Raw genomic sequence first — 19,797 nt, 5'->3', positions numbered from 1 at the left:
TGATACACAGAACGAGGTTTTTGATGATCCTTGCGCGCCGCACCCTTCTCTTTGCCGGACCGGCCATCCTTGCCATGAGCGCTATGCCTTTGCTGGCCGAAGGGGACGAGCGGATCCATGTTGTGAAGGATCCAGGCTGCCCCTGTTGCAACGCGTGGATCGGTCACCTGCGCGAAAACGGCTTCAACGTTAGCTTTGAAGAGCGCAGTGTCGAAGACCTCGCGACCTACAAGCGGGAGCGCGGCATCCCGGAGAACCTGTCGTCCTGCCACACGGCGACCATCGGCGACTACACCATCGAAGGGCACGTTCCAGCACCGGATATCCGCAGGCTGATGGCCGAACGCCCCTTGGCAGTGGGACTTTCCGTTCCGGGCATGCCATTCGGCTCACCGGGAATGGGACCAGAGATAGAGCGTCAGGCTTATGACGTGGTCCTGGTCGGTCAGGACGGAAGCAGTACGGTCTTCGCGAGCTATCCGGCGGCCTGAGATCCTCTCTCGGTGCGCGCCGCGCCAGACACCACAGGATCATCTTGGCAAGCCGAACTCTGATGCTTGCCAGGCTTTCAGAAGCTCATCCCGCGGCTCCGCCCCGTCAAGCGGTCTGATCGCGACATCCAACCTGCGCGCCGCGTGGTAGCCTGAGGCGGCCAAAGGACCAGGTTCTTTGCCGTGAGCGAGCCGGAAGCGCGCGATGAAACCATCCATGCGGTCATCACCATTCCAGCCCTCCGCAATGAGTGCTTGCACCAGAACGGTGCTCGAACGGCTGTACTTGCTCGCCTCGTCGTCGGCGGCAGGCTTCGGTCCAAGGACGATGACGACATCAGCCGGTTCGTCTGGTGAGCCAGTCAACTCCTGGACCAGTCTGGTGGCTTCGGCCGGAAGCGGAAGAACATGCACGTCAACGCCGCCCAGATGCCCGTCGGAGGTTTCGTTTGGGTGCCCGTCCCGCTCGTCGGCAGCCAGCACGAATCCTCGGACAGCCTCGGCAAGATCTTGCTCAACATTCTCTCCGACGACGAGAATTGCTGCGGTGAACGAATGCGGTGCCGCAATTCCAGACAGAGCGATCCACATTACCGCCGCTAGGGCCGGGACGCCCGGGATCGTCCTGTGAGCAGGGAAGACGGTGCAACGGGAGCATTCTGAAGCGAATCGTTTCGAACCACTCATTCTGATGCCCGAACAGAAGCCACGATTTCGGAAAGCTGCGCCTTTTCAACAAAGCCCGGGACCAGCTGATCGCCTACGACAAAGGATGGCGTCCCGTTGAAACCGAGCGCCTCGGCCAGACGCATCGAGGTTGCAATGTGCTCGTCGATCTCTGGCGCCTGCATGTCTGCCTTGAGTCTGTCCAAGTCCAGGCCGATTTCGCCGGCGACACGCAGCACCGTGTCGGCCTCTACCTTGCCACGCATGCCCATCAGGGCATTGTGCAGCTCGGAATACTTGCCCTGCTTCCGGGATGCGAGCGCAGCGCGGGCGGCGAAGGCTGATCCGTCGCTGAGGATTGGCCACTCGCGCATAACCAACCGGATGTTGCCGTCTTCGGCCAGAAGCGCGTCGACTTCCGGCATGGCGCGCTTGCAGTAGGGGCAGTTGTAGTCAAAGAACTCGACCACCGTGATGTCGCCCTCCGGATTGCCCAGGACCGGTGCGTTGGGGTCACGTTCCAATGTGTCGCGCTCATTGGCCAATGCTGCGGTTGCGGCGGCTGCCTGTGCTTCCGCCTGCCTTTCTTCGAGGGCTTGAATCGCCTCGAGGATCAGTTCGGGGTTTTCGCGCAGGGCCTGGGCCACGAGAGCCTTGATGCGTTCATCCGAAACCTCCTGCGCGAAGGACGGTAAAGCAACTTGGAAACTGAAGACACTGGCAAGCAGCAGGGATTTCATTCGCATCGGGCGGACCTTTCATTTCGTAAATTCTTTGAGGGTTGATGCTTACTCAAGTAACACGAGGGGCAAGTTCAAACTTGGACCGATAGCCTATCGTTCGGCCAGGCATCACGGGGCGAGGGCCTCGGTGGCGCTGCGCTCTGCTTGCGTGGCGCGGATGCCGTCGGGCCAAGTCGATTTGATGTAATCCAGAACAGCTTCGATATCCTTGTCTGTCAGACGGTCGCCGAAAGCCGGCATGCCGGAGGTGAAGGCAACGCCCATTTCGTCAAGGACCGCCTGCCCGCCGCGTTTGATGTAGTCGCGCAGCATGATGTCGCCGTGATGCCAAGTGTGGCCGCTCGCGTCATGCGGCGGGGCGGGATAGGTCCCGTCCTCATTCGCCGACCGCCAGTCGGGATGTCCTTCCAGATCGGCGCCGTGGCACGACGCGCATTCCGCCTCATAGATGGCGCGACCTTGTTCGAGATCGGGGCTATTGTGGAAGAACGCGTTTGCTTGCGGTGCAAACAGCAGAAAGATTGCCGCGCGCGCAACAATCGCAGCGCCTCGGAACTTGCCATTTCTTGGCTTGGTGGCCTTCATGTCCGGCTCACGGTGATGGGTGTCACCCCATCCGGCGGGAGAATTCGTTCGGACAGTTGAGCCAGGTCCTCCCGAATTCGGGCCCGCTGCGCAGTGGGATAGGCATCTTCGGGCGGCAGGCCGCCGTGTTGGGCAAAAAGCATGATGTCACGCGCGATCGGGGCCGCAGCCGTTGACCCTCCGCCGCCATGTTCCACAACCACTGTCACGGCATATCGAGGCGCATCAAAGGGGGCGAAGGCCACGAACAGCGCATGGTCCCGCCTGTTCCATGGGAGTTCGTCCTGCGACCGGACACCTGCAGCGCGCTCGGCCGCCGTGATCGAAAACACCTGGCTCGAGCCCGTCTTCCCAGCCATGGCTTTGTTCACATCCGCGATCCTCGACGCATAGGCCGTCCCACGCTCATGGTTCGAAACCTCGAACATCCCCTGGCGCACGATCCCAAGCGCCTCCGCCGACAGACCAAGTGAAGCAGGAACAGGCTCACCCGGACCGGCCCCACCGAGCGGGCGCACGAGACGCGGGAGGACTGCCGTTCCTGAGGCCAAGCGCGCGGTCATCGTGGCAAGCTGAATTGGCGAGGTCAACGTGAAGCCCTGGCCAATGGACGCGTTGATCGTGTCGCCAATCAACCAATCCTGACCGTACCGCTCTTGCTTCCAAGCGCGCGAGGGATTGTTGCCGTGAACCATTCCCGACAGCGGAAGGTCGTATTTCTGGCCCAGTCCGAGACGGTCATTCATCGCAAAGATGCCATCGATCCCGATCCGTTGCGCAACTTCGTAGAAGTAGACGTCGCAGGACTGCCGTAACGCACCGACCATGTCGACCCGCCCATGGCCGCCGCTTTTCCAGCAATGGAACCTGCGACCAGAGATTTCCACGTACCCGTTGCAGGTCACGGTTTCTGCTGGATCCATGACCCCGCTTTCCAGAGCCGCGAGCGCATTCGCCATCTTGATCGTGGACCCCGGCGGATAGGCCCCTTGAACGGTCTTGTCGGCAAGCGGGCGAAACTCGCTGTCGCGCAGTCCGCTGTAGTCCTTGCTCGAGATCCCCCGCACGAAGAGGTTCGGGTCAAATGCCGGGGCAGACGTGCAGCCAAGGAGATCACCGTTCGTGACATCCATTACGATAGCCGCCGCGCTTTGTCCTTCGAGGCGCACACGCATGAAGTTCTGCAAATGATGATCCAGTGTGATCTGCATGTCCGAGCCGGGGGTCGGCGGATCAAGTGCCAGCTCGCGCATGGTCCTGCCGCCGGCGTTGACCTCCACCCGCTGGGCTCCCGGCTCACCGCGCAGCGCGCGCTCGTGAATCCGCTCGATCGCGGTCTTGCCGATCTGGTAGTCCGGCGAGCGCAAAAGCGGATCTGGTTCCCCGTCCTTGGCTGTGAGATCGCTGTCGCTGACGGGTCCCACATAGCCGACCTGATGGGCAAAGTCCGGCCCGAAGGGGTAGACCCGAGACAGGACCATCTCTGGGTGGACACCCGGAAGAGCCGGGGTGTTCAAGGCGATGATTGACAACTCTTCCCAAGTGACCCTGTCCTTCACGGTCACCGGGACAAAGCCCCGAACGCGGTCAAGTTGCTCCCGAATCCGGTCGATGTCCTCACCCGTCAGACCAAGAAGCCGCTGCAGTTTCGCAAGGACGTCATCGACGTCCCTGGCCTCCTCCTTCACGAGCGTGATCCGGTAGGTGTGTTCGTTGTCCGCGACGATCTTGCCCGCGCGGTCGAAGATGCGGCCCCGGTCGGGGCGCACCAGCCGCAAATTGATTCGGTTTTCCTCGGCCAGGAGGTAATACTCCTCAGCATCGCGTACACCCAGTTGCCACATCCGGAAACCAAGCACGCCGACCACCGAGGTCATCACACCGCCAAGCAACAGCGACCGACGTGTCGTTACCCGTGCGGCCCGAGCGAGATCTCGTTCAGATCGGCGCATGCTTGGCCCCCTCGTCCTGAGACTCCGGCATGCGTCTGCCGCCGATGGTTTTCAGGTAAGCGGCAAGTCGCAGTCCCAGGACCAAGACCACCAGCCCGACGAACCAATACTGCAGGGGGTTCGGCTCGGGCGTCGCCCGGTGAAAGCTGAGGAAGTGCATGAACAGAAAGTAGGCGACATGCGCTACAGACAGCCACCAGAGCGGCAGGACACCCATCTGCAGGAACTTCCAGCCGGAAACGCCCAGGCGGCGCATCGCGACATCGCTTGAGGTTGTGGCCAAGAGGACCGCGAGGAGCAAGGCGGCGATCCCGATCGCATTGGCCAGACCAAAGCCATGCTGAAACATCACATAGCTGAGGAGTTCGGGATGCCATTCGAAGCCGAAGAGCCGCATCAGGTCCCATTCGACCCAGCCAACAAGGATGATTGCAGCATGCGCAAGCGCCAGAAGGCAGCCGTAGATGCCCGACTCGCGGCGGTAGGGCAGCACCAACACTGCGGGTCTGAGGAGCCGGGCCAGAGGACCCAGACCCATCGAAAGCGCAACCAGCACCAGCGAGGCGTCGGCAAGTGCCCGGTTCCAGCGGTGCATCGGACTCCACTCGCCATGGATAGCCGCAAAGATCAGAACGAAGGCAGCAGAGAGGAGGGCCATCAGCCCGTGCCGCAAAAGTACATTCCGGCTCAGCCGTCGGAACATGGGGTCATGGACCGTGCCTGCCTTCATTTCACGTCACCCCGATCAAGGCCCCGCAGTCCCTGCACCTCCCTGTTGCCAGAGCGGACAGCGCGAAACCGGCGCCACGTTGTCAACGCAGCGATGCCCATGATGACGAGCCCGGCAGTCGCAAGCCACGGCCGGAGCGGATCAAACCAGGCAAGAAGCGCGGGTCCACCGAAGACCAGCATGAGCACCTTGTTGCAGGTTGGGCAGGCGATTCCGAGAAAGCTGGCAAGTCCACCCGTCCCGGAAGCGCGCAAGTTACACTGAGGGACCCACATCGCCGCTGTCACACCTCCAAGGAAGGCCGTCAGAACGGTCGCGACGAACTCCCAAGGCCCGACTGGAGTCATCCGGACAAAAAGCGGGTTCGCCCATACGGCAGTGACAGTGCCGAGGACCACAAACAGGGTGATGCCAACAGCCAGGCCGCGCAGGTTGCGGCGAAGGCTGTCATCATTCAGAAAAGTTGCCGGACCTGGGTTATCGCGCATCAAACTCGACCTCTGCAAACTCTTCACCAAAGCCCACACTGACGACCCAACGACCGACCATCGGCAGCTTCACGTCGGCGCGCCAGACGCCTGCCTCGACCAGCTGAAGCGGCGGCGCTACGCCGTCCATGTGCATGTCGACCATCGCAAAGTTCACGTCTGGCCGCATGCCGGCAGCTGCGCCGGCGTCGGTATCGGGCATGAACTGGATTTCGACCCGAACGTCACGACCACCGAGCGCGTAGACCTGGACGTCCATCCGTCCGTCCGAAAGCGCTTCGGACACTTTGGCTGTCACCGATGGATCAGCGGAGGTCGTGTCGCGCGGATCGAGGGGCCAGACGGTCGTCCAGATGAAGACACCGACGAAGACGGCAACGCCCAAAGCCAGAATGACGGCAAGCGCTCTATTTCCCATTTCCCATATCCATCTGTGAATGATCCATTCCGGCCATCGGGGTCTCGACTGGCGTCGGTGCGGGCGCTGGAATGTCGCCTGTGCCCTCGGGGTCGAGGAGGTAGGTGGCAATGGCCTCGCGGTCGGCATCGCTCAGAAACGACGTACCCTCTGCCACGACCTCGGCCATGCTGCCGCCGAAAGCATCCCCGTTGGGCAGAATCCCGGACTGAAGCGCGTAAGCCAGGTTCGCAACGCCCCAACCTTTTGAGAGGAGAACGTCACTCAGAATTGGTGGTGCTTTGCTGCCCCCTGGAAGGCTGTCGTTCCCGGCAAAGCGGGCGCCGTCATCAAGGCCCCCTGCCAGGGTCCGGCCCGTGTGGCAGGCGGCGCAATGTGCAGCCCCCTCGACCAGTTGCCGTCCGCGGTTCCATGGGGAGGACGTGCCCATAAGTGCGTCCGTCTTGGGCGTATCAAGGTAGGCCGCGCGCCAGAGCTTCAGTCCCGATCTGAAATTGAAGGGCAGGCAGACGTCGTGGGGAGGGGCTGCATCGCCAACAGCCGGGACGGTGCGGAACGCCTCCCAGAGGTCGGCAATGTCCTGATCGGTAAAACCGGCGTAGAAAGAGTAGGTGAAGACGGGGTAGTAGGGGTCGCCGTCAGGCGACACCCCTTGACGCACCGCCTTGGCGAAATCCTGGACGGTCCAGCGCCCGATCCCGGCCTCCGGATGCGGTGTAATGTTCGGAGGCACGAAGGTGCCGAAGGGTGTGTCAAGAGGCGCACCTCCCGCAAGCGCCAATCCTTTGGCGGCCGAGTTGGTATGACAGGACACGCAGCCACTTGCGCGCGCGAGATAGGCCCCACGTTCGGCATCGCCGGAAGGGAAGCTCGCGGGCTCGACCTCCCCGATCGGCCACAGTGCCAACACTCCGGCACCTATACCTGCCACGATGGCTGGGAAGACAAAGGAAAGCCGGATCAAACCTCGCATGGTCAGTTCCGGCCCGCACGAAACTGCGCATGACAGGAAGAGCATGTCGCGCTGATCCGGTTGAAGAGGTCGTCCGCCGCCAGTGTCGTCAGATCAAGCTCCAAAATTGTCGGGTCCGATGTCCCTCGTGTCACCGCGATCTTTTCCGGAGTCGTTCCGTATCCCATCAATTCCGCGACCGTGAAGCCCTGCGCCGGTTGCGGTGTTCCGGTCATGTCCATGCCCGAGTGATCCATGCCAGCCATCTCGCCATTTGGCGAACTCGCGGGCTCGAGGCCGTTCGGGGCAGCTTCAGCCAAGGCATCAGCATAGGCCTTCAGCTCTTCGGAGAGGGCCGCGAACTCCTGCCAATCGGACCAGATTTCCGGCTTGGCATAGGTGACGCCTTCAAGGCTGTTTTCAGGGAAGAGCGACAGCATCGTCCCGCCCGCATGACTTGCAATGACGCTGGCGCCTTCAGACACAATGAAGGTGTCATAGGGCACGGTGCCCTGCATCATCGGTGCCAGTTCCGCGATGGTGTCGCGCATTGCCGTCATTCCGTTCATTCGGTCCAGGACGACGCCCGTCGCCCCCGTATGTGCCAGCGCCACTGCCGCGACGGCGGAAGCGGCAAGCGCGATCGCGCCCGTCCATTGAGATTTCATCTGCCTGACTGCCCTTGGTTTCTTGTTGTTGATCATTGGCTGCGCCCTGCCGGTCAGGCGGGTCGCACCTTGGGACGCATTCTCGAGTCAGGCTGAGAAAGGGTCGAACCTGAGCCAGTCTTTCAAACCGGCTCGTCTGGTCATCGAACAATCGTTCGGCCCGACTGTCAGGTCAGGATTCGCGGGGGAGGGAGTGTGATGGCCGGACCGCCAAAACGGCGTTGCGACTGCTCAGCGCCGGGCTGAAGCACAGCCGGAACGACCGTGGGCTGTATCGATGACAGAGCATCTGGCAAAACGAACGCCGTGCAAATCACGCCGGGGTGGCAGGCAGGCGTTGCGGAAGATTGCTGTTCGGGGGTATCGGCAGCCTCGACGGTGAGGTCGGAATGATGCTCGTTGCCAGACGCTGCTTCTGCAGATTGTGCCAACTCCAAGCCCAGGACTAGAGCAACAGTCAGAAGCCACATCGACACGAAGCGCGACAACCTGCGTACAAGCAGGTTTTGCGGGAGGGCCAAAGGGGTTGCTGTCGATTTCATCAGTTCAGATCAGCTTGACTTTCGTTCCGACCGGCGTGCGATCGAACACCTCTTCGATGTGCTCATTGTAAAGCCCGATGCAGCCGTTCGACGAGCGACGACCGATCTTGCGCGTGTCGTGGGTACCATGAATCCGGTAGTACTGCCACGATAGATACAGGGCGCGGGTGCCAAGCGGATTGGTTGGATCGCCTCCTGGCACAAAGGCTGGCCATTCCGGGTTGCGCTCCCGCATCGAGGGCGTCGGAGCCCAGCTCGGGTTTTCCCGCTTCTCGACGACCTCGGTATATCCCCGACGGGTCAATTCATCCGATAGCGGAACCGAAGTGGGGTAGAGAATCATCTGACCATCGTTCGTCCAGTGCTGGAGAACCTTGGCTGTGGTGTCAGAGATGATGACCCCGACCCCAAGCGAGTCGAAGTGGTCCTGCCACTCATGGGTACGGAACGCCGAGATGTTGTTTCGGACGGGCCCTTGGTTATCCTCGGTTGCGAAGGCTGCCCGGCCCGTCAAGAAAGGCGCGGCAAGGGCTCCGGCAACGAAAAGTCGTCGACTGAATCGCATGGTCTGCTCCTCTTTTTTGTAACCTTTGCCGGCTTCCAACGTGGGAAGGTCTAATCACTTTGCGTCGCACTGGGGTCACAAAGAGGTGAAGCCGTGGCGCTTTCGCCGATTTTGCTGGGAAATTCTCTGCTCACTTCGATGTGAACACCTCTCCCATACACCAAGAGCGCTATTCTGTGTCCATGCGTAAGCTCGCGAACATTCTGTGTGGTATGTGCTTGCTCGTCGCCCTTCTCTGGGCGGCGCTTCCTGATCACGCATCCCACGGTGCGCATGTCGATCATGCTCAAACCGCAGCTGTGGACCAGGAGGCCCTTTGCAGCGACGGCTCAGGCCATGCCTCCTGCCAGCTTGTTGCAACTGCCACCTTGTCATTTTTCGAGGTGGCACCGTCTGCCAAGTCAGCGCAGTTCGTGATCACGCCGGTCTCGGCTTCGAGCCGAGCCTTTGCCCCCCAACGTCCTCCTCCGCGAACCTTCTTCTGAGCAAACCCTCGTCCTTCACGTTCCCCTCAGGAGTTCGCATGATTTTCCGTCGATCCTTTCTCACTGGCGCAGCCGCCGCAGCCCTGTCGATGCCAACCGTCCTTCGTGCCCATACCGAAGAAACCTTTGTCCTGGCCGACGAATTTCAACCTCGCGAGGTCCGAGTCCGAGAGCAACATGCCCCCGGTCAGATCCTCGTCTTCCCGCGAAGTTTCTTTCTCTATTATGTTTTCGATTCCGAGCGGGCCGTCAGGTACGGTGTCGGCGTCGGGAAGGCCGGTCTGGCATTCAAGGGATCGGCAATCATCGAACGTAAGGCCGAATGGCCGTCATGGCGCCCGACAAACGACATGATCCGCCGGAATCCCGATCGGTATGCCCAATTTGCTGATGGGGTGCCGGGCGGACCTGGAAACCCTCTAGGCGCTCGAGCCCTCTACCTTTACCGCGACGGGCGCGACACCTACTACCGGATTCACGGCACGACAGAGCCCTGGTCGATTGGACAATCAGTGTCGAACGGCTGCATCAGGATGCTGAACGACCATGTGATCCAACTCTACGAGCACGTACCCGTCGGAACACCAGTGACAGTCCTGTGACGATCCGCCGTCGTGATCTCTTTGTAGTGGGGGGAATCATAGCCTTGATCTATGGAGTGCGGGCCTTGCCTTGGGATCGCCTTGGAGGACGCGGGCTGTCCTATGTCGACATAGAGGATGTGCCGCCATTTCGTCGACTGGAGCTGGCCGGTCATACCTCCACGGCAAACATCGCCCTTGCCGGTCTCGATGGGCCACTACCTGATGCGGGAGCACGCAGGGCGCGCATGGAGACCCTGCGCACTGACCCATGCCCAGCCCTGTTCGGAAATAACTCCCCGGATGCTGTGGTTCCGATCGCCTACTTCAGTGAGTTTCGTTGCCCCTTCTGCCGTGCACTCGAGCGGGATCTTGAGACCCTGCTGGCCGAAGATCCGGCTGCGTACCGGCTCGTGCAACACGAACTTCCAATCTTCGGGCCGCCGTCTGAACTGGCCGCCCGGGCATCTGTTGCCGCCGCACGTCAGGGCAAGCAACAGGAGCTTCGCCGCCGCTTCATGCGGACACCGATGGTTGCCGAAGAGGCCTCGGTGCGGCGTGTGGCGGAAACCCTTGATCTGGATGTCGAGCGGCTCTTGATTGACATGTCCTCCGCTGCGGTTCAGGTCGAGCTCGAACGAACACGCGCACTTGCCGATCTCTTCGGGTTCATCGGCACCCCAGGTCTGGTGATCGGCCGGACCGTGCTCACCGGTGCGGTTCCCCTCTCCCTCCTCCGAGAGATTGCGCAAGAGGAGAAGGCCGAACCAGTTCCGGTCTGTTGATACGATGAACACACCAACCCATATGCTGATCGGGGCTGCCGTCTTTGCGCGTCCCATCGTGCCGGCCACTCTGGTAGCGGCCATGCTGGGCGGCCTCGCCCCTGATGTCCCGATGTTTGCATTGGTCCTATTTTCGACACGCCTGGTCGGAATTCCGCAGCATGAAGTCTTCGGAGACCTCTTCTACTCGGACTCATGGCAGGCCATCTTTGCCGTTGATCACAGTTTTTTCGTCTGGGGCCTGCTTCTTGCTCTTGGACACTGGCGACGTCACCTCATTCTTACCGCCTTTGCAGGAGCCGGCCTTTTGCATGCGGCCACCGACTTCGTCACCCATCATGACGATGCCCGCCGCCAATTCTGGCCCGTGTCGGACTGGGTATTCCGCAGTCCGGTCAGCTACTGGGACCCGAACTATTACGGCGGTATCATCGGCGTGGTGGAACTTGGGCTGGTTCTGTTCGCCACTGTCTTTCTCTGCTGGCGGCACCAAAAACTCTGGCAGCGCGTCGTGATCGTCATTTTGGCTGCTGTGTTCGTCGTACCCGTGATTGTCACAGGTGGCTTCCACGGACTTCACGGCATGGGCTGAAAGAGCGCAACGCAACCTGCTCCAGGTTCCCGCTCGGCATGGCTTGAATGGCCATTCTGGATTGATCGCGCCGCCCCTCGCAGCTTACCGAAAAGCCCGCTTGGTCGTCCTAAGCGCTCAATGTTTCCTTAGCTCGATCTGTATCGCCGCAACAGTTGCGCGTTGATGGCAACAATGATCGTGGAGGCCGACATGAATACGGCACCGACTGCAGGCGTCATCAGGAAGCCGGTGCCGAAAGTGATGCCAGCCGCCATTGGAATGGCAACGGCGTTGTATCCTGTCGCCCAGATCAGGTTCTGAACCATCTTCGAATAGGTCGCTCGTGACAAACCAAGAATGGCCTCGACGTCCCTTGGGTCAGAACGCACCAAGACCACGTCAGCGGATTCCACGGCGACATCCGTTCCCGCACCAATTGCAATCCCAAGATCGGCTTCGACGAGCGCTGGCGCGTCGTTCACCCCGTCTCCGACCATGGCGACTTTCAAACCCCGGGCGCGAAGTTCTTTCACGCGGGCCGCTTTCTGATCCGGGAGCACCTGTGCGAAATATTCATCGAGGCCGAGTTCTGCGGCGACCGACTTCGCGACACCCTCTGCGTCTCCTGTCATCATGATTGACCTGACGCCCTTTGCCTTGAGACGCGCTACGACATCACGCGATTCCGTGCGCACGATGTCTGCCAAAGCAAGCAACGCATAGGGCTGGCCGCCGACCTCCAGCACCACGACGGTCTTGCCGGCCGCCTCCAGCAGGGCGAGTCGGGGGTCGGTTACAGGTCTGTCCTGCCGCAGGAGATGACTGGGGCTGACAATCGCGATTTCCTGCCCTTCAACGCGCGCCGTTACGCCAGCACCAGTGATGCTCTGCAATCCTTCCGGGGCCGGAAATCCGATGCCACGGGTTTTCGCGGCGGCGACGACTCCCATGGCGATCGGATGCTGCGACTGGCTTTCAACCGATGCCGCAAGGCGCAAGGCGGTTGTCTCGTCGCCATCTTGCAGCAAAACCAGATCGCTGACGCCGAACCTGCCCTCGGTCAGTGTGCCTGTCTTGTCAAAGACCACGGCATTCAGATCCCGCGCACGCTCGAAGGCCGCACGGTCGCGAATCAGCAGTCCGTTGCGCGCTGCCAGCGATGTCGAGACGGCCACGACGAGCGGCACGGCAAGGCCAAGCGCATGCGGGCAGGCGATGACCATGACCGTCACCATCCGCTCAAGCGCAAAAGTGGCCCCCGCCCCGACCGCATACCAGTAGCCGAACGATCCGAGGCCGACGGTGATGGCAATCCAAGTCAGGACAGTCGCTGCGCGCGAAGCCAGATCCTGTGTGCGCGAGCGGCTGTCCTGCGCCACTTTCACCATGGCGATGACCTGTGACAGGTAGGTCGCCTCGCCCGTCGCCTTCACCTCGATGGTAACAGCACCTTCGCCATTTACCGCACCGCCGATGACAACCTCGCCCGCAGACCGCGTGACAGGTTTCGATTCCCCGGTCAGCATGGCCTCGTTGAAGGATGATGTGCCTTCGATGATCGTTCCATCGACCGGCACTTTGGCGCCGGGGCGGATCACGACCCGGTCGCCGGCAATCAAGGCCGCGACGGGCACGTCCTCCGTTCCACCGTCCGCAGTAACGCGCAGTGCGGTATCGGGCAGCAGGCGGACCAGTTCCTCCAAAGCGCGAGAAGCGCCGAGGACGGACCGCATTTCAAGCCAATGGCCCAAAAGCATGATCGTGACGAGCGTGGCCAGTTCCCAATAGAACGGCTCTCCGCCGGGCAGTCCCAGCGTGACGGCAGCCGAGTAGAAATAGGCTGTAGAAATGGCAAGCGCGACCAGCGTCATCATGCCCGGACGACCACTGCGAATTTCCGGAAGTGCCCCTTTCAGGAAGGGCCAGCCGCCCCAGAAATAGATGATCGAAGACAGGGCCAGCGCGACCCACTCTTCGCCAGCAAACAGGGGTGCCATCCCTTGCCCCGTAAAGTCCCGCACCATCGGCGACAGCACCAAGACTGGGACGGTCAAGATGAGGCATACCCAGAACCGGCGGCGGAAATCGGCCACCATGTCGCCGTGTCCTGCGTGGTCACTACCCCCCTGTGGCGCATGCCCCATCGCGGTGTGATCAACGGCGGGCCTAGCACCATGGCCCATCCCGGAATGGTCCATTCCGGCCACCGGCGGGTGGGTGTCCGGTTTCTGCGCGTTGCTGGCCATCAAACCGAACTCCTTTGCGTCCCGGATTGCACGCGGCGCGGCCGATCCCGACCGCGCCGCCCAAGGTCATCCCGGGCTTACATGCCCTTGGTGGCGAGAAAGGCCTTGAGCGTGGCGATCTCGGATTCTTGCGCCGCAATGATCGCTTCGGCCAGCTTGCGCATTTCGGGGTCCTTGCCGAATTCAAGCTGAATCTTCGCCATGTCGATGGCGGCCTGGTGGTGCGGGATCATGCCCCGGGCGAAATCGATATCCGGGTCGCCGGTATAGGGGACCATCATGTCGGCCATCATCTTGTCCATCGCGGCAGCGCTGGCGACGGTAGCCGGGTCATTGGCGAGTTCCGGGGGTATCAGGGTCGCATGGCTCATCATGCCCATATCCCCCATGCCCATGCCGCCCATGTTGGAGTGGTCCATGCCCTCCATGGTTTGCTGGGCAAATGCGATCCCGCCGACAACAGCAACAGCCGCAATAGACAGCGCTAGAGTACGTTTGTTCATTCAGATTTTCCTTCGATGGTTATGTTTTGTCAGGCAGGCGCGTAGCCGACCTCAGTCAGCGCAGCGACCAATCGGTCGCGAGAAGCCGCTGATTTCACTTCGACCTTGTGCGAGGCCGGATCTGCGCTCACCTCAGCGGTGGGGTCCACCGCCTGGATCGCCTTGGTCACACTGCGTGCGCAGCCGCCGCAGGTCATGTTCTCGATATGGAACTGCATGAGTGTCTCCTTTTGGACAATCGCCTCATGCAACTCGATATGGGCCTTCCCACCGTTGTAAGGTCAAGGGAACAAATCCGTGAACAGACAAATTGAAATCAGGGCTTGACCTTACCATCATGGGAAGCCTTATCTCAGTCAGCGGAGTAACTCGCCACTGGAGTGCCGCGATGAACATACAAGTCCCTCAGAACGCCACGGCAGACCTCGGCCGGATCGTGATCGACGTCGAGGGCATGACCTGCGCATCATGTGTCGGGCGCGTTGAGCGCGCACTGCAGGCGGTCTCCGGGGTAAAAACCGCAGCCGTCAACCTCGCGACGGAACGGGCAGAAATCATCGGGCCAGACCTCGACCGGTCGGCGCTTGTCAAGGCAATCGAGGACGCGGGATATGATGTTCCAACGCGTCCGATTGATATCGTCATTGAGGGTATGACCTGCGCCTCCTGCGTCGCGCGGGTAGAGCGGGCCTTGAAAACGGTACCCGGTGTGACCGCAGCCAATGTCAATCTGGCCACGGAACGCGCAACGGTCACCGGAACGGCGGACCTTGCCTCCCTCATCGGCGCAATCGCGGATGCGGGTTACGAGGCACGGGCAGCAGCCGAAACCGCCATCATGTCAGAAGAGTCCGCCGCGAAGAAAACGGCCGAGGAAGCCGCATTGAGGCGCGATGTGCTTTTTGCTGCGGCTCTGACTCTGCCGGTTTTTGTCCTCGAGATGGGATCGCATCTGTTCATGTGGGTCCACATGGCGGTGATGAACAGCATTGGCATGCAGAACAGCTGGTACATTCAGTTCGCCTTGACGACCGTGGTCCTCCTTGGCCCTGGCCTCAGGTTTTACCGCAAGGGGTTTCCGGCCTTGGCGCGTCTGGCGCCTGATATGAACAGCCTAGTCGCGGTCGGAACGTTGGCTGCCTTCGGCTATTCCCTGGTGGCAACCTTTGCCCCCGGAATCCTTCCCCCAGGCACCCAGAATGTCTATTTCGAGGCGGCGGCAGTCATCGTCACATTGATCCTCCTTGGTCGTCTGCTTGAAGCTCGCGCAAAAGGCCGGACCTCAGAGGCGATCAAGCGGCTGGTCGGACTTCAGGCCAAGACTGCGCGTGTCCTTCGCAATGGCGGCTTGGTCGAAGTGCCGGTCGCCGAAGTCCGCCCGGGCGATGTCGTCGAGGTCCGCCCCGGCGAGCGGGTGCTGGTCGACGGAGAGGTCACGACGGGCGCAAGCTGGATCGACGAAAGCATGATCTCTGGCGAGCCCGTGCCGGTCGAGAAGGCACCGGGCAGCACCGTGACCGGCGGCACAGTAAACCAGACCGGCGCCTTCAGTTTCCGGGCGACGGCGGTGGGCGAGGCTACGATGTTGGCTCAGATCATCCGCATGGTCGAAGCCGCGCAAGGCGGCAAGCTGCCGATCCAGGCGTTGGTCGACCGCGTGACGATGTGGTTCGTTCCCGTCGTCATGGCGCTTGCCGTCCTGACTTTCGCCGTCTGGCTGATCTTCGGGCCTGATCCGGCCCTGACCTTTGGCCTGGTCAACGCCGTCGCCGTCCTCATTATTGCCTGCCCCTGCGCCATGGGTTTGGCCACACCAACGTCGATCATGGTCGGCACCGGGCGTGGTGCCGAAATGGGCGTGCTCTTCCGCAAGGGCGAGGCCCTCCAAGCCTTGCAGAGCGTCAAGGTGGTCGCGTTCGACAAGACCGGTACCCTGACCGAGGGCAAGCCGCGCCTGACCGACATGGCGCTGGCGCCGGGCTTCGACCGGGCCGCAGTGCTGGCAGTGGTGGCGGCTGTCGAAGCGAAGTCCGAGCATCCGATCGCCCGCGCCATCGTCGCCGCGGCCGAAGCCGAGGGCCTGATCCTTCCCGAGGTCACTGCCTTCGATTCCGTCACCGGTTTCGGTGTGACGGCGGCGGCGGGCGGACAACGAGTCGACGTCGGCGCCGACCGCTACATGGTCAAGCTCGGCCTCGATGTCTCGGGCTTCGGCGATACCGCGACCCGGCTCGGCGACGAGGGCAAGTCACCGCTCTATGCCGCCATCGACGGCAAGCTTGCTGCAATCATCGCCGTTGCGGATCCGATCAAGGAAACCACGCCGCAGGCGATCCAGGCATTGCACCTGCTGGGGCTGAAGGTTGCCATGATCACCGGCGACAATAGCCGCACGGCGAACGCCATCGCCCGCCAGCTTGGCATCGACGAAGTTGTGGCCGAGGTGCTGCCCGACGGCAAGGTCGCTGCTGTGAAACGTCTGAAGGCGCAAGGCCTGCTTGCCTATGTTGGCGACGGGATCAACGATGCGCCCGCCCTGGCTGAAGCGGATGTGGGCCTTGCCGTCGGCACCGGCACCGACATCGCCATCGAGGCGGCGGACGTCGTACTGATGTCGGGCAGGCTGACTGCGGTCTCGGATGCCATCGCGCTGTCCAAGGCCACGATGCGAAACATTCGCCAGAACCTGTTCTGGGCCTTCATCTACAATGCCCTGCTGATCCCGGTTGCGGCAGGCGCGCTGTGGCCCGCCTTCGGTCTTCTGCTGTCGCCGATCTTCGCCGCCGCTGCGATGGCGCTGTCGTCAGTCTTCGTTCTTGGCAATGCGCTACGGCTGCGGCGCTTTGCACCTTCAAGCGCCGTGTAAGGAGGCCCTGAGATGAACATCGGTGAAGCTTCAAAATCTTCGGGCGTTTCTGCCAAAATGATCCGCTACTATGAGTCAATCGGACTCATTCCGGCAGCAGGAAGGACGGTTGCAGGATATCGCGTCTATACGATGACCGATGTTCAGCTTCTGCGCTTCATCCGAAGGGCGCGGGATCTGGGCTTCTCCGTCGAGAAGATCGAGGAGTTGCTGGCGCTCTGGCAGGATCGTGCACGGCAAAGCGCTGATGTGAAACAGATTGCGCTTGAGCAGATCGCCGGTCTTGAAGTTCGAATTCGTGAAATGCAGGCAATGATGGACACGCTTCGCCATCTGGCGGATGCGTGCTGCGGCGATCACCGCCCGGACTGTCCGATCCTAGCAGACCTCGTGAATGGCCCCGATCAAGGCAGTAATGGGGGCCAGGATGAACGAACTCCCGCGTCCCGCTCCGAAAAGGCTGCCGGGCTTCAAGCGCATTGACTTTCTACGGCCTGCGCATGATCGTGATCTTGTTTGGTGTTCATGGGATGCAGAGTCCCCGAACTCAATCGGGAATGAGGAAGGGTGGACCCAATAGCGGCACCCGACGCCTCAGCCGCCCCCGCGACTGTATGCGGTAGTGGCCCTTCGACACGCCACTGGGCAACTGCCCGGGAAGGCGAAGGGTTGCAGTGACCGTGAGCCAGGAGACCGGCCAGACAGGAGGCTTAACCCCAATCCCGTCGGGTGTGACGGGCGGAGAAACATCATGTCTGCCACCACTCTTTCCACCGCGTCCGTACAGCACGCAGGACTGGTTCGGCCCATCCTGACCAGTGCTGTCCTTGGTACGTTTCTCATCTTTGCGGCAGGTTTTGCCTCTTCAGATGCGCTGCATGCCGCAACACATGATACCCGCCACGCCACTGGCTTTCCCTGCCACTGACAGATCGAGTTCGCTGACATGACGAGGTCCCTGCTGTCCGGCGGGGTGATTGCGGGTGCTATTACAGGTCTCGCGGTTGCCTTTCTGCAGTTTTTTCTGATCCAGCCACTCATCATCGAAGCCGAGCGATACGAGACCGGCGAACTTGTCCTGATGGGGGTGGCGCAAGATGACCCCTCGGGATCGAGTGGCGATAAGGTCCTGCCTGCGCACGATGCCCACGACGCCAATGACGAGTTTGCTGTTGTCGTGCGAAGCGGCTTGACGGTTCTGACTTTGGTCTTGACCTGGTCAGGCTTTGGCCTTGTTGCGGCAGCTGCTCTTGCGACACACCGTGCCCTGTGGGGTCCACACAGCATTTCTGCACCCGCGCTCGCCCTTTCCGGCTTCGCTGCTTTCGCCCTGTCACCCAGCTTGGGACTGCCACCGGAGTTGCCAGGCATGCTGGCCGCTGATCTGTCGGACAGGCAAATGTGGTGGGTCATGTCGGCGGCGGCGACGGTGGCGGGGCTTTTCCTCGCCAGTGGGGTCAAGTCCTGGCCTGGGCGTCTCGCAGGGCTTGCCTTGATGGTGGCCCCCCACCTTCTCGGGGCACCGCAGCCACCTGCTTCCGTCCCGGTCATTCCTCCGGATTTGGCCGCGCTCTACAGTGCCCGGGTACTCGGCCTGAGCCTGATCGGTTGGCTTGCTCTCGCATCCCTTCTCTTCAGATTGATGCCGGAAGACGGGCGGGAGCAACCTACTGCTGTCGCAGAAGCTGTTGATACCCGTTGACAGAGCAGTCGGAACGACGCATGCGCTCCATTCTTGCGGTGATCCGATCATCGTCCTTCACATCCTGAACCGCACGATGCATGTCGAGGAGAACTTTTTTCCGGACGGCTGACACCCCACGCCTGTGAAGGGCTGTCAATTCGCAGCGCGCCACATCCGATACCGCCCCTGCCCCGTCACCTCGCGGATTAGACCCCGCTTCTCCATCCAGGCGAGGTTGCGCTGGACGGCGGCGCGGCTGGCGCCGGTCAGCACCTCAGCCATTGGGGCGGATACAAGAGGCCATTCGGTCAGCACGGCGCGCAAGGCTGGGGGTGTTCTGCCCGACAGCGTGGCCATCTCGGTTTCGGACCGCGCTGACCAAGCCTCGATGTCGTCGAGGTGCCGCATCGCGGTCCGGCTTGCCGACTCCATCCCGTCGAGCCATCGCACCAGTCGGTCAGCGGCTGTACCACCGGCGCGCAGCCCCCCTGCCCCGCCCATGGCGAGAGGGACAAATATCGCTCCCCTGCCCTCGCTGGTCGCAATCCGCGCGGCCGTTACAGCCGCTTCCACACGGTCTCCGTGCTGCCCGAGACCCGCCAAACTCCAAAGGTGGAACCCCATGCAGGCGCGGCTGATCGGGTGGAGATCAGCAGCTTGCGCCATCACGTCCAGCCAACCCCCCGCACGATCCGCGAAGGACTCCGCCTCATTCGCCAAGTTTTCAGGGTCACGGCGATCCACAAAAGCGGCCAGGTCCACCTCCGGCCTTGGCCCTCCCGTCAGGCGTCGCACCGCCCATCCGACGCGTGCCAATGCGGCCGTGTCGTCTTGAACTCCAGACAGGCGCAGGGCGATCCAGAGCGCCAGTCGATCCGGCCCGATGCGGTCGCCTGCGAACCAGCTTAGGTCGGCCGCTTCGATCAGGGCGAGCCTGTGGCGCCAGCCCTCCGGCCCCCTCCGCAATCGCTCGTCCAGCCCACCGAGCCGACCTGCGACACGGGCGAGCCCCGCGGCATTGTCCGCCTCGGCTTTGCGCCAGTCATAAACGATCGCTGTCTCGCGGTGTTCGGCCCTGGGGCCTGGCGGCGGATCGTCTGGCACGTCTTCGATTGGACCGGGCAGGAACCACTGTCGCATTTTATTCACCATTTCAGCACATGTTCATTACGTGATTTCTGGAAGATACCGCGATATTGCACATCATTTTTCAGCTTAAGGTTTCAATTTTGACTACGTATTTCAGCAAGTGGCCGCCCTGTTGGCGCACGGC

Annotated in this window: 23 protein-coding genes and 1 riboswitch; of the genes, 8 read left to right on the top strand and 15 right to left on the bottom strand. The window is 61.7% G+C overall.

Going from position 1 to position 19,797, the window contains the following annotated elements; translation table 11 throughout:
• The first annotated feature begins 23 nt into the window (after positions 1-23).
• A complete protein-coding gene (locus V3C85_RS00580) occupies positions 24-491 on the top strand; it encodes a DUF411 domain-containing protein (protein WP_331793088.1) in 468 nt (155 codons plus the stop codon).
• 39 nt (positions 492-530) lie between these two features.
• On the opposite strand, the gene V3C85_RS00575 is transcribed toward V3C85_RS00580, so the two are convergent.
• The 11 genes from V3C85_RS00575 to V3C85_RS00525 form a co-directional block, all read right to left on the bottom strand.
• On the bottom strand, positions 531-1,082 hold the full coding sequence (locus tag V3C85_RS00575) for a hypothetical protein (RefSeq protein ID WP_331793087.1): 552 nt from the start codon (positions 1,080-1,082) through the stop codon (positions 531-533).
• A gap of 92 nt (positions 1,083-1,174) precedes the next feature.
• Positions 1,175-1,897, bottom strand: coding sequence for a DsbA family protein (locus tag V3C85_RS00570; RefSeq protein WP_331793086.1), 723 nt, complete (start codon positions 1,895-1,897; stop codon positions 1,175-1,177).
• A 111-nt stretch (positions 1,898-2,008) separates the two neighbouring features.
• Positions 2,009-2,485: a c-type cytochrome gene (locus tag V3C85_RS00565; protein ID WP_301456750.1), complete on the bottom strand. Its 477-nt coding sequence runs from the start codon at positions 2,483-2,485 to the stop codon at positions 2,009-2,011.
• Positions 2,482-4,437 carry a penicillin-binding protein 2 gene (gene mrdA, locus V3C85_RS00560; protein WP_331793083.1) on the bottom strand — a complete coding sequence of 652 codons (1,956 nt, stop codon included), beginning with the start codon at positions 4,435-4,437 and terminating at the stop codon, positions 2,482-2,484. The genes V3C85_RS00565 and mrdA overlap by 4 nt, the downstream gene beginning before the upstream one ends.
• The gene (locus V3C85_RS00555) at positions 4,424-5,140 is read right to left on the bottom strand and encodes a hypothetical protein (protein ID WP_331793081.1); all 717 of its coding nucleotides are present in this window, start codon (positions 5,138-5,140) and stop codon (positions 4,424-4,426) included. The genes mrdA and V3C85_RS00555 overlap by 14 nt, the downstream gene beginning before the upstream one ends.
• A gap of 23 nt (positions 5,141-5,163) precedes the next feature.
• On the bottom strand, positions 5,164-5,655 hold the full coding sequence (locus tag V3C85_RS00550) for a hypothetical protein (RefSeq protein ID WP_331793079.1): 492 nt from the start codon (positions 5,653-5,655) through the stop codon (positions 5,164-5,166).
• Positions 5,645-6,073: a hypothetical protein gene (locus tag V3C85_RS00545; protein WP_331793077.1), complete on the bottom strand. Its 429-nt coding sequence runs from the start codon at positions 6,071-6,073 to the stop codon at positions 5,645-5,647. The genes V3C85_RS00550 and V3C85_RS00545 overlap by 11 nt, the downstream gene beginning before the upstream one ends.
• A complete protein-coding gene (locus tag V3C85_RS00540; protein ID WP_331793075.1) occupies positions 6,063-7,046 on the bottom strand; it encodes a c-type cytochrome in 984 nt (327 codons plus the stop codon). The genes V3C85_RS00545 and V3C85_RS00540 overlap by 11 nt, the downstream gene beginning before the upstream one ends.
• Before the next feature lie 2 nt (positions 7,047-7,048).
• Positions 7,049-7,729: a cytochrome c gene (locus V3C85_RS00535; protein ID WP_331793074.1), complete on the bottom strand. Its 681-nt coding sequence runs from the start codon at positions 7,727-7,729 to the stop codon at positions 7,049-7,051.
• 131 nt (positions 7,730-7,860) lie between these two features.
• Positions 7,861-8,235, bottom strand: coding sequence for a hypothetical protein (locus V3C85_RS00530; RefSeq protein WP_331793073.1), 375 nt, complete (start codon positions 8,233-8,235; stop codon positions 7,861-7,863).
• Between the two features lie 4 nt (positions 8,236-8,239).
• Entirely contained in the window at positions 8,240-8,800 is a 561-nt protein-coding gene (locus V3C85_RS00525) for a L,D-transpeptidase (RefSeq protein ID WP_331793172.1), read from the bottom strand.
• Positions 8,801-9,323: 523 nt separating this feature from the next.
• On the opposite strand from V3C85_RS00525, the gene V3C85_RS00520 reads away from it, so the two are divergent.
• The 3 genes from V3C85_RS00520 to V3C85_RS00510 are packed head-to-tail and all read left to right on the top strand — an operon-like array spanning position 9,324 to position 11,243.
• Positions 9,324-9,887, top strand: coding sequence for a L,D-transpeptidase (locus tag V3C85_RS00520; protein ID WP_331793072.1), 564 nt, complete (start codon positions 9,324-9,326; stop codon positions 9,885-9,887).
• Positions 9,884-10,651: a DsbA family protein gene (locus V3C85_RS00515; protein WP_331793071.1), complete on the top strand. Its 768-nt coding sequence runs from the start codon at positions 9,884-9,886 to the stop codon at positions 10,649-10,651. Before V3C85_RS00520 ends, V3C85_RS00515 begins: the two co-directional genes overlap by 4 nt.
• A 4-nt stretch (positions 10,652-10,655) precedes the next feature.
• The gene (locus V3C85_RS00510; RefSeq protein ID WP_126976240.1) at positions 10,656-11,243 is read left to right on the top strand and encodes a cobalamin biosynthesis protein CobQ; all 588 of its coding nucleotides are present in this window, start codon (positions 10,656-10,658) and stop codon (positions 11,241-11,243) included.
• 128 nt (positions 11,244-11,371) lie between these two features.
• On the opposite strand, the gene V3C85_RS00505 is transcribed toward V3C85_RS00510, so the two are convergent.
• From V3C85_RS00505 to V3C85_RS00495, 3 genes are all read right to left on the bottom strand, one after another.
• Positions 11,372-13,471: a copper-translocating P-type ATPase gene (locus V3C85_RS00505; RefSeq protein ID WP_331793070.1), complete on the bottom strand. Its 2,100-nt coding sequence runs from the start codon at positions 13,469-13,471 to the stop codon at positions 11,372-11,374.
• Positions 13,472-13,548: 77 nt separating this feature from the next.
• Positions 13,549-13,974, bottom strand: a complete 426-nt coding sequence (gene copM / locus V3C85_RS00500; protein WP_125327782.1) for a CopM family metallochaperone — start codon at positions 13,972-13,974, stop codon at positions 13,549-13,551.
• 29 nt (positions 13,975-14,003) lie between these two features.
• Positions 14,004-14,192, bottom strand: coding sequence for a heavy-metal-associated domain-containing protein (locus V3C85_RS00495; protein WP_331793068.1), 189 nt, complete (start codon positions 14,190-14,192; stop codon positions 14,004-14,006).
• Positions 14,193-14,362: 170 nt separating this feature from the next.
• Between V3C85_RS00495 and V3C85_RS00490 the strand changes: the two genes are divergently transcribed.
• The 4 genes from V3C85_RS00490 to V3C85_RS00475 all read left to right on the top strand — a co-directional run bounded on the left by V3C85_RS00490 (position 14,363) and on the right by V3C85_RS00475 (position 18,542).
• Positions 14,363-16,840, top strand: a complete 2,478-nt coding sequence (locus tag V3C85_RS00490) for a heavy metal translocating P-type ATPase (protein ID WP_331793067.1) — start codon at positions 14,363-14,365, stop codon at positions 16,838-16,840.
• 12 nt (positions 16,841-16,852) lie between these two features.
• Positions 16,853-17,323 carry a Cu(I)-responsive transcriptional regulator gene (gene cueR / locus V3C85_RS00485; protein ID WP_136905958.1) on the top strand — a complete coding sequence of 157 codons (471 nt, stop codon included), beginning with the start codon at positions 16,853-16,855 and terminating at the stop codon, positions 17,321-17,323.
• Positions 17,324-17,340: 17 nt separating this feature from the next.
• Positions 17,341-17,556: riboswitch (cobalamin riboswitch) on the top strand.
• Positions 17,557-17,591: 35 nt separating this feature from the next.
• Entirely contained in the window at positions 17,592-17,768 is a 177-nt protein-coding gene (locus V3C85_RS00480) for a CbtB domain-containing protein (RefSeq protein ID WP_126976236.1), read from the top strand.
• Between the two features lie 18 nt (positions 17,769-17,786).
• A complete protein-coding gene (locus V3C85_RS00475; protein ID WP_331793060.1) occupies positions 17,787-18,542 on the top strand; it encodes a CbtA family protein in 756 nt (251 codons plus the stop codon).
• Positions 18,543-18,677: 135 nt separating this feature from the next.
• On the opposite strand, the gene V3C85_RS00470 is transcribed toward V3C85_RS00475, so the two are convergent.
• A complete protein-coding gene (locus V3C85_RS00470) occupies positions 18,678-19,664 on the bottom strand; it encodes a hypothetical protein (protein WP_331793059.1) in 987 nt (328 codons plus the stop codon).
• Positions 19,665-19,797 lie beyond the last annotated feature (133 nt).

The organism is Pseudotabrizicola sp. L79 (assembly GCF_036553525.1).
Lineage (GTDB): Bacteria > Pseudomonadota > Alphaproteobacteria > Rhodobacterales > Rhodobacteraceae > Pseudotabrizicola.
The sequence above is the reverse complement of the archived record's forward strand: the minus strand, read 5'-3'. Positions and strand labels throughout refer to the sequence as shown.

What these genes read in the sequence shown, in the direction of transcription:
- V3C85_RS00580 (WP_331793088.1), top strand. Translation starts at nt 24, where the DNA reads ATGATCCTTGCGCGCCGCACCCTTCTCTTTGCCGGACCGGCCATCCTT.
- V3C85_RS00575 (WP_331793087.1), bottom strand. Translation starts at nt 1,082, where the DNA reads ATGTGGATCGCTCTGTCTGGAATTGCGGCACCGCATTCGTTCACCGCA.
- V3C85_RS00570 (WP_331793086.1), bottom strand. Translation starts at nt 1,897, where the DNA reads ATGAAATCCCTGCTGCTTGCCAGTGTCTTCAGTTTCCAAGTTGCTTTA.
- V3C85_RS00565 (WP_301456750.1), bottom strand. Translation starts at nt 2,485, where the DNA reads ATGAAGGCCACCAAGCCAAGAAATGGCAAGTTCCGAGGCGCTGCGATT.
- mrdA (WP_331793083.1), bottom strand. Translation starts at nt 4,437, where the DNA reads ATGCGCCGATCTGAACGAGATCTCGCTCGGGCCGCACGGGTAACGACA.
- V3C85_RS00555 (WP_331793081.1), bottom strand. Translation starts at nt 5,140, where the DNA reads ATGTTCCGACGGCTGAGCCGGAATGTACTTTTGCGGCACGGGCTGATG.
- V3C85_RS00550 (WP_331793079.1), bottom strand. Translation starts at nt 5,655, where the DNA reads ATGCGCGATAACCCAGGTCCGGCAACTTTTCTGAATGATGACAGCCTT.
- V3C85_RS00545 (WP_331793077.1), bottom strand. Translation starts at nt 6,073, where the DNA reads ATGGGAAATAGAGCGCTTGCCGTCATTCTGGCTTTGGGCGTTGCCGTC.
- V3C85_RS00540 (WP_331793075.1), bottom strand. Translation starts at nt 7,046, where the DNA reads ATGCGAGGTTTGATCCGGCTTTCCTTTGTCTTCCCAGCCATCGTGGCA.
- V3C85_RS00535 (WP_331793074.1), bottom strand. Translation starts at nt 7,729, where the DNA reads ATGATCAACAACAAGAAACCAAGGGCAGTCAGGCAGATGAAATCTCAA.
- V3C85_RS00530 (WP_331793073.1), bottom strand. Translation starts at nt 8,235, where the DNA reads ATGAAATCGACAGCAACCCCTTTGGCCCTCCCGCAAAACCTGCTTGTA.
- V3C85_RS00525 (WP_331793172.1), bottom strand. Translation starts at nt 8,800, where the DNA reads ATGCGATTCAGTCGACGACTTTTCGTTGCCGGAGCCCTTGCCGCGCCT.
- V3C85_RS00520 (WP_331793072.1), top strand. Translation starts at nt 9,324, where the DNA reads ATGATTTTCCGTCGATCCTTTCTCACTGGCGCAGCCGCCGCAGCCCTG.
- V3C85_RS00510 (WP_126976240.1), top strand. Translation starts at nt 10,656, where the DNA reads ATGAACACACCAACCCATATGCTGATCGGGGCTGCCGTCTTTGCGCGT.
- V3C85_RS00505 (WP_331793070.1), bottom strand. Translation starts at nt 13,471, where the DNA reads ATGGCCAGCAACGCGCAGAAACCGGACACCCACCCGCCGGTGGCCGGA.
- copM (WP_125327782.1), bottom strand. Translation starts at nt 13,974, where the DNA reads ATGAACAAACGTACTCTAGCGCTGTCTATTGCGGCTGTTGCTGTTGTC.
- V3C85_RS00495 (WP_331793068.1), bottom strand. Translation starts at nt 14,192, where the DNA reads ATGCAGTTCCATATCGAGAACATGACCTGCGGCGGCTGCGCACGCAGT.
- V3C85_RS00490 (WP_331793067.1), top strand. Translation starts at nt 14,363, where the DNA reads ATGAACATACAAGTCCCTCAGAACGCCACGGCAGACCTCGGCCGGATC.
- cueR (WP_136905958.1), top strand. Translation starts at nt 16,853, where the DNA reads ATGAACATCGGTGAAGCTTCAAAATCTTCGGGCGTTTCTGCCAAAATG.
- V3C85_RS00480 (WP_126976236.1), top strand. Translation starts at nt 17,592, where the DNA reads ATGTCTGCCACCACTCTTTCCACCGCGTCCGTACAGCACGCAGGACTG.
- V3C85_RS00475 (WP_331793060.1), top strand. Translation starts at nt 17,787, where the DNA reads ATGACGAGGTCCCTGCTGTCCGGCGGGGTGATTGCGGGTGCTATTACA.
- V3C85_RS00470 (WP_331793059.1), bottom strand. Translation starts at nt 19,664, where the DNA reads ATGCGACAGTGGTTCCTGCCCGGTCCAATCGAAGACGTGCCAGACGAT.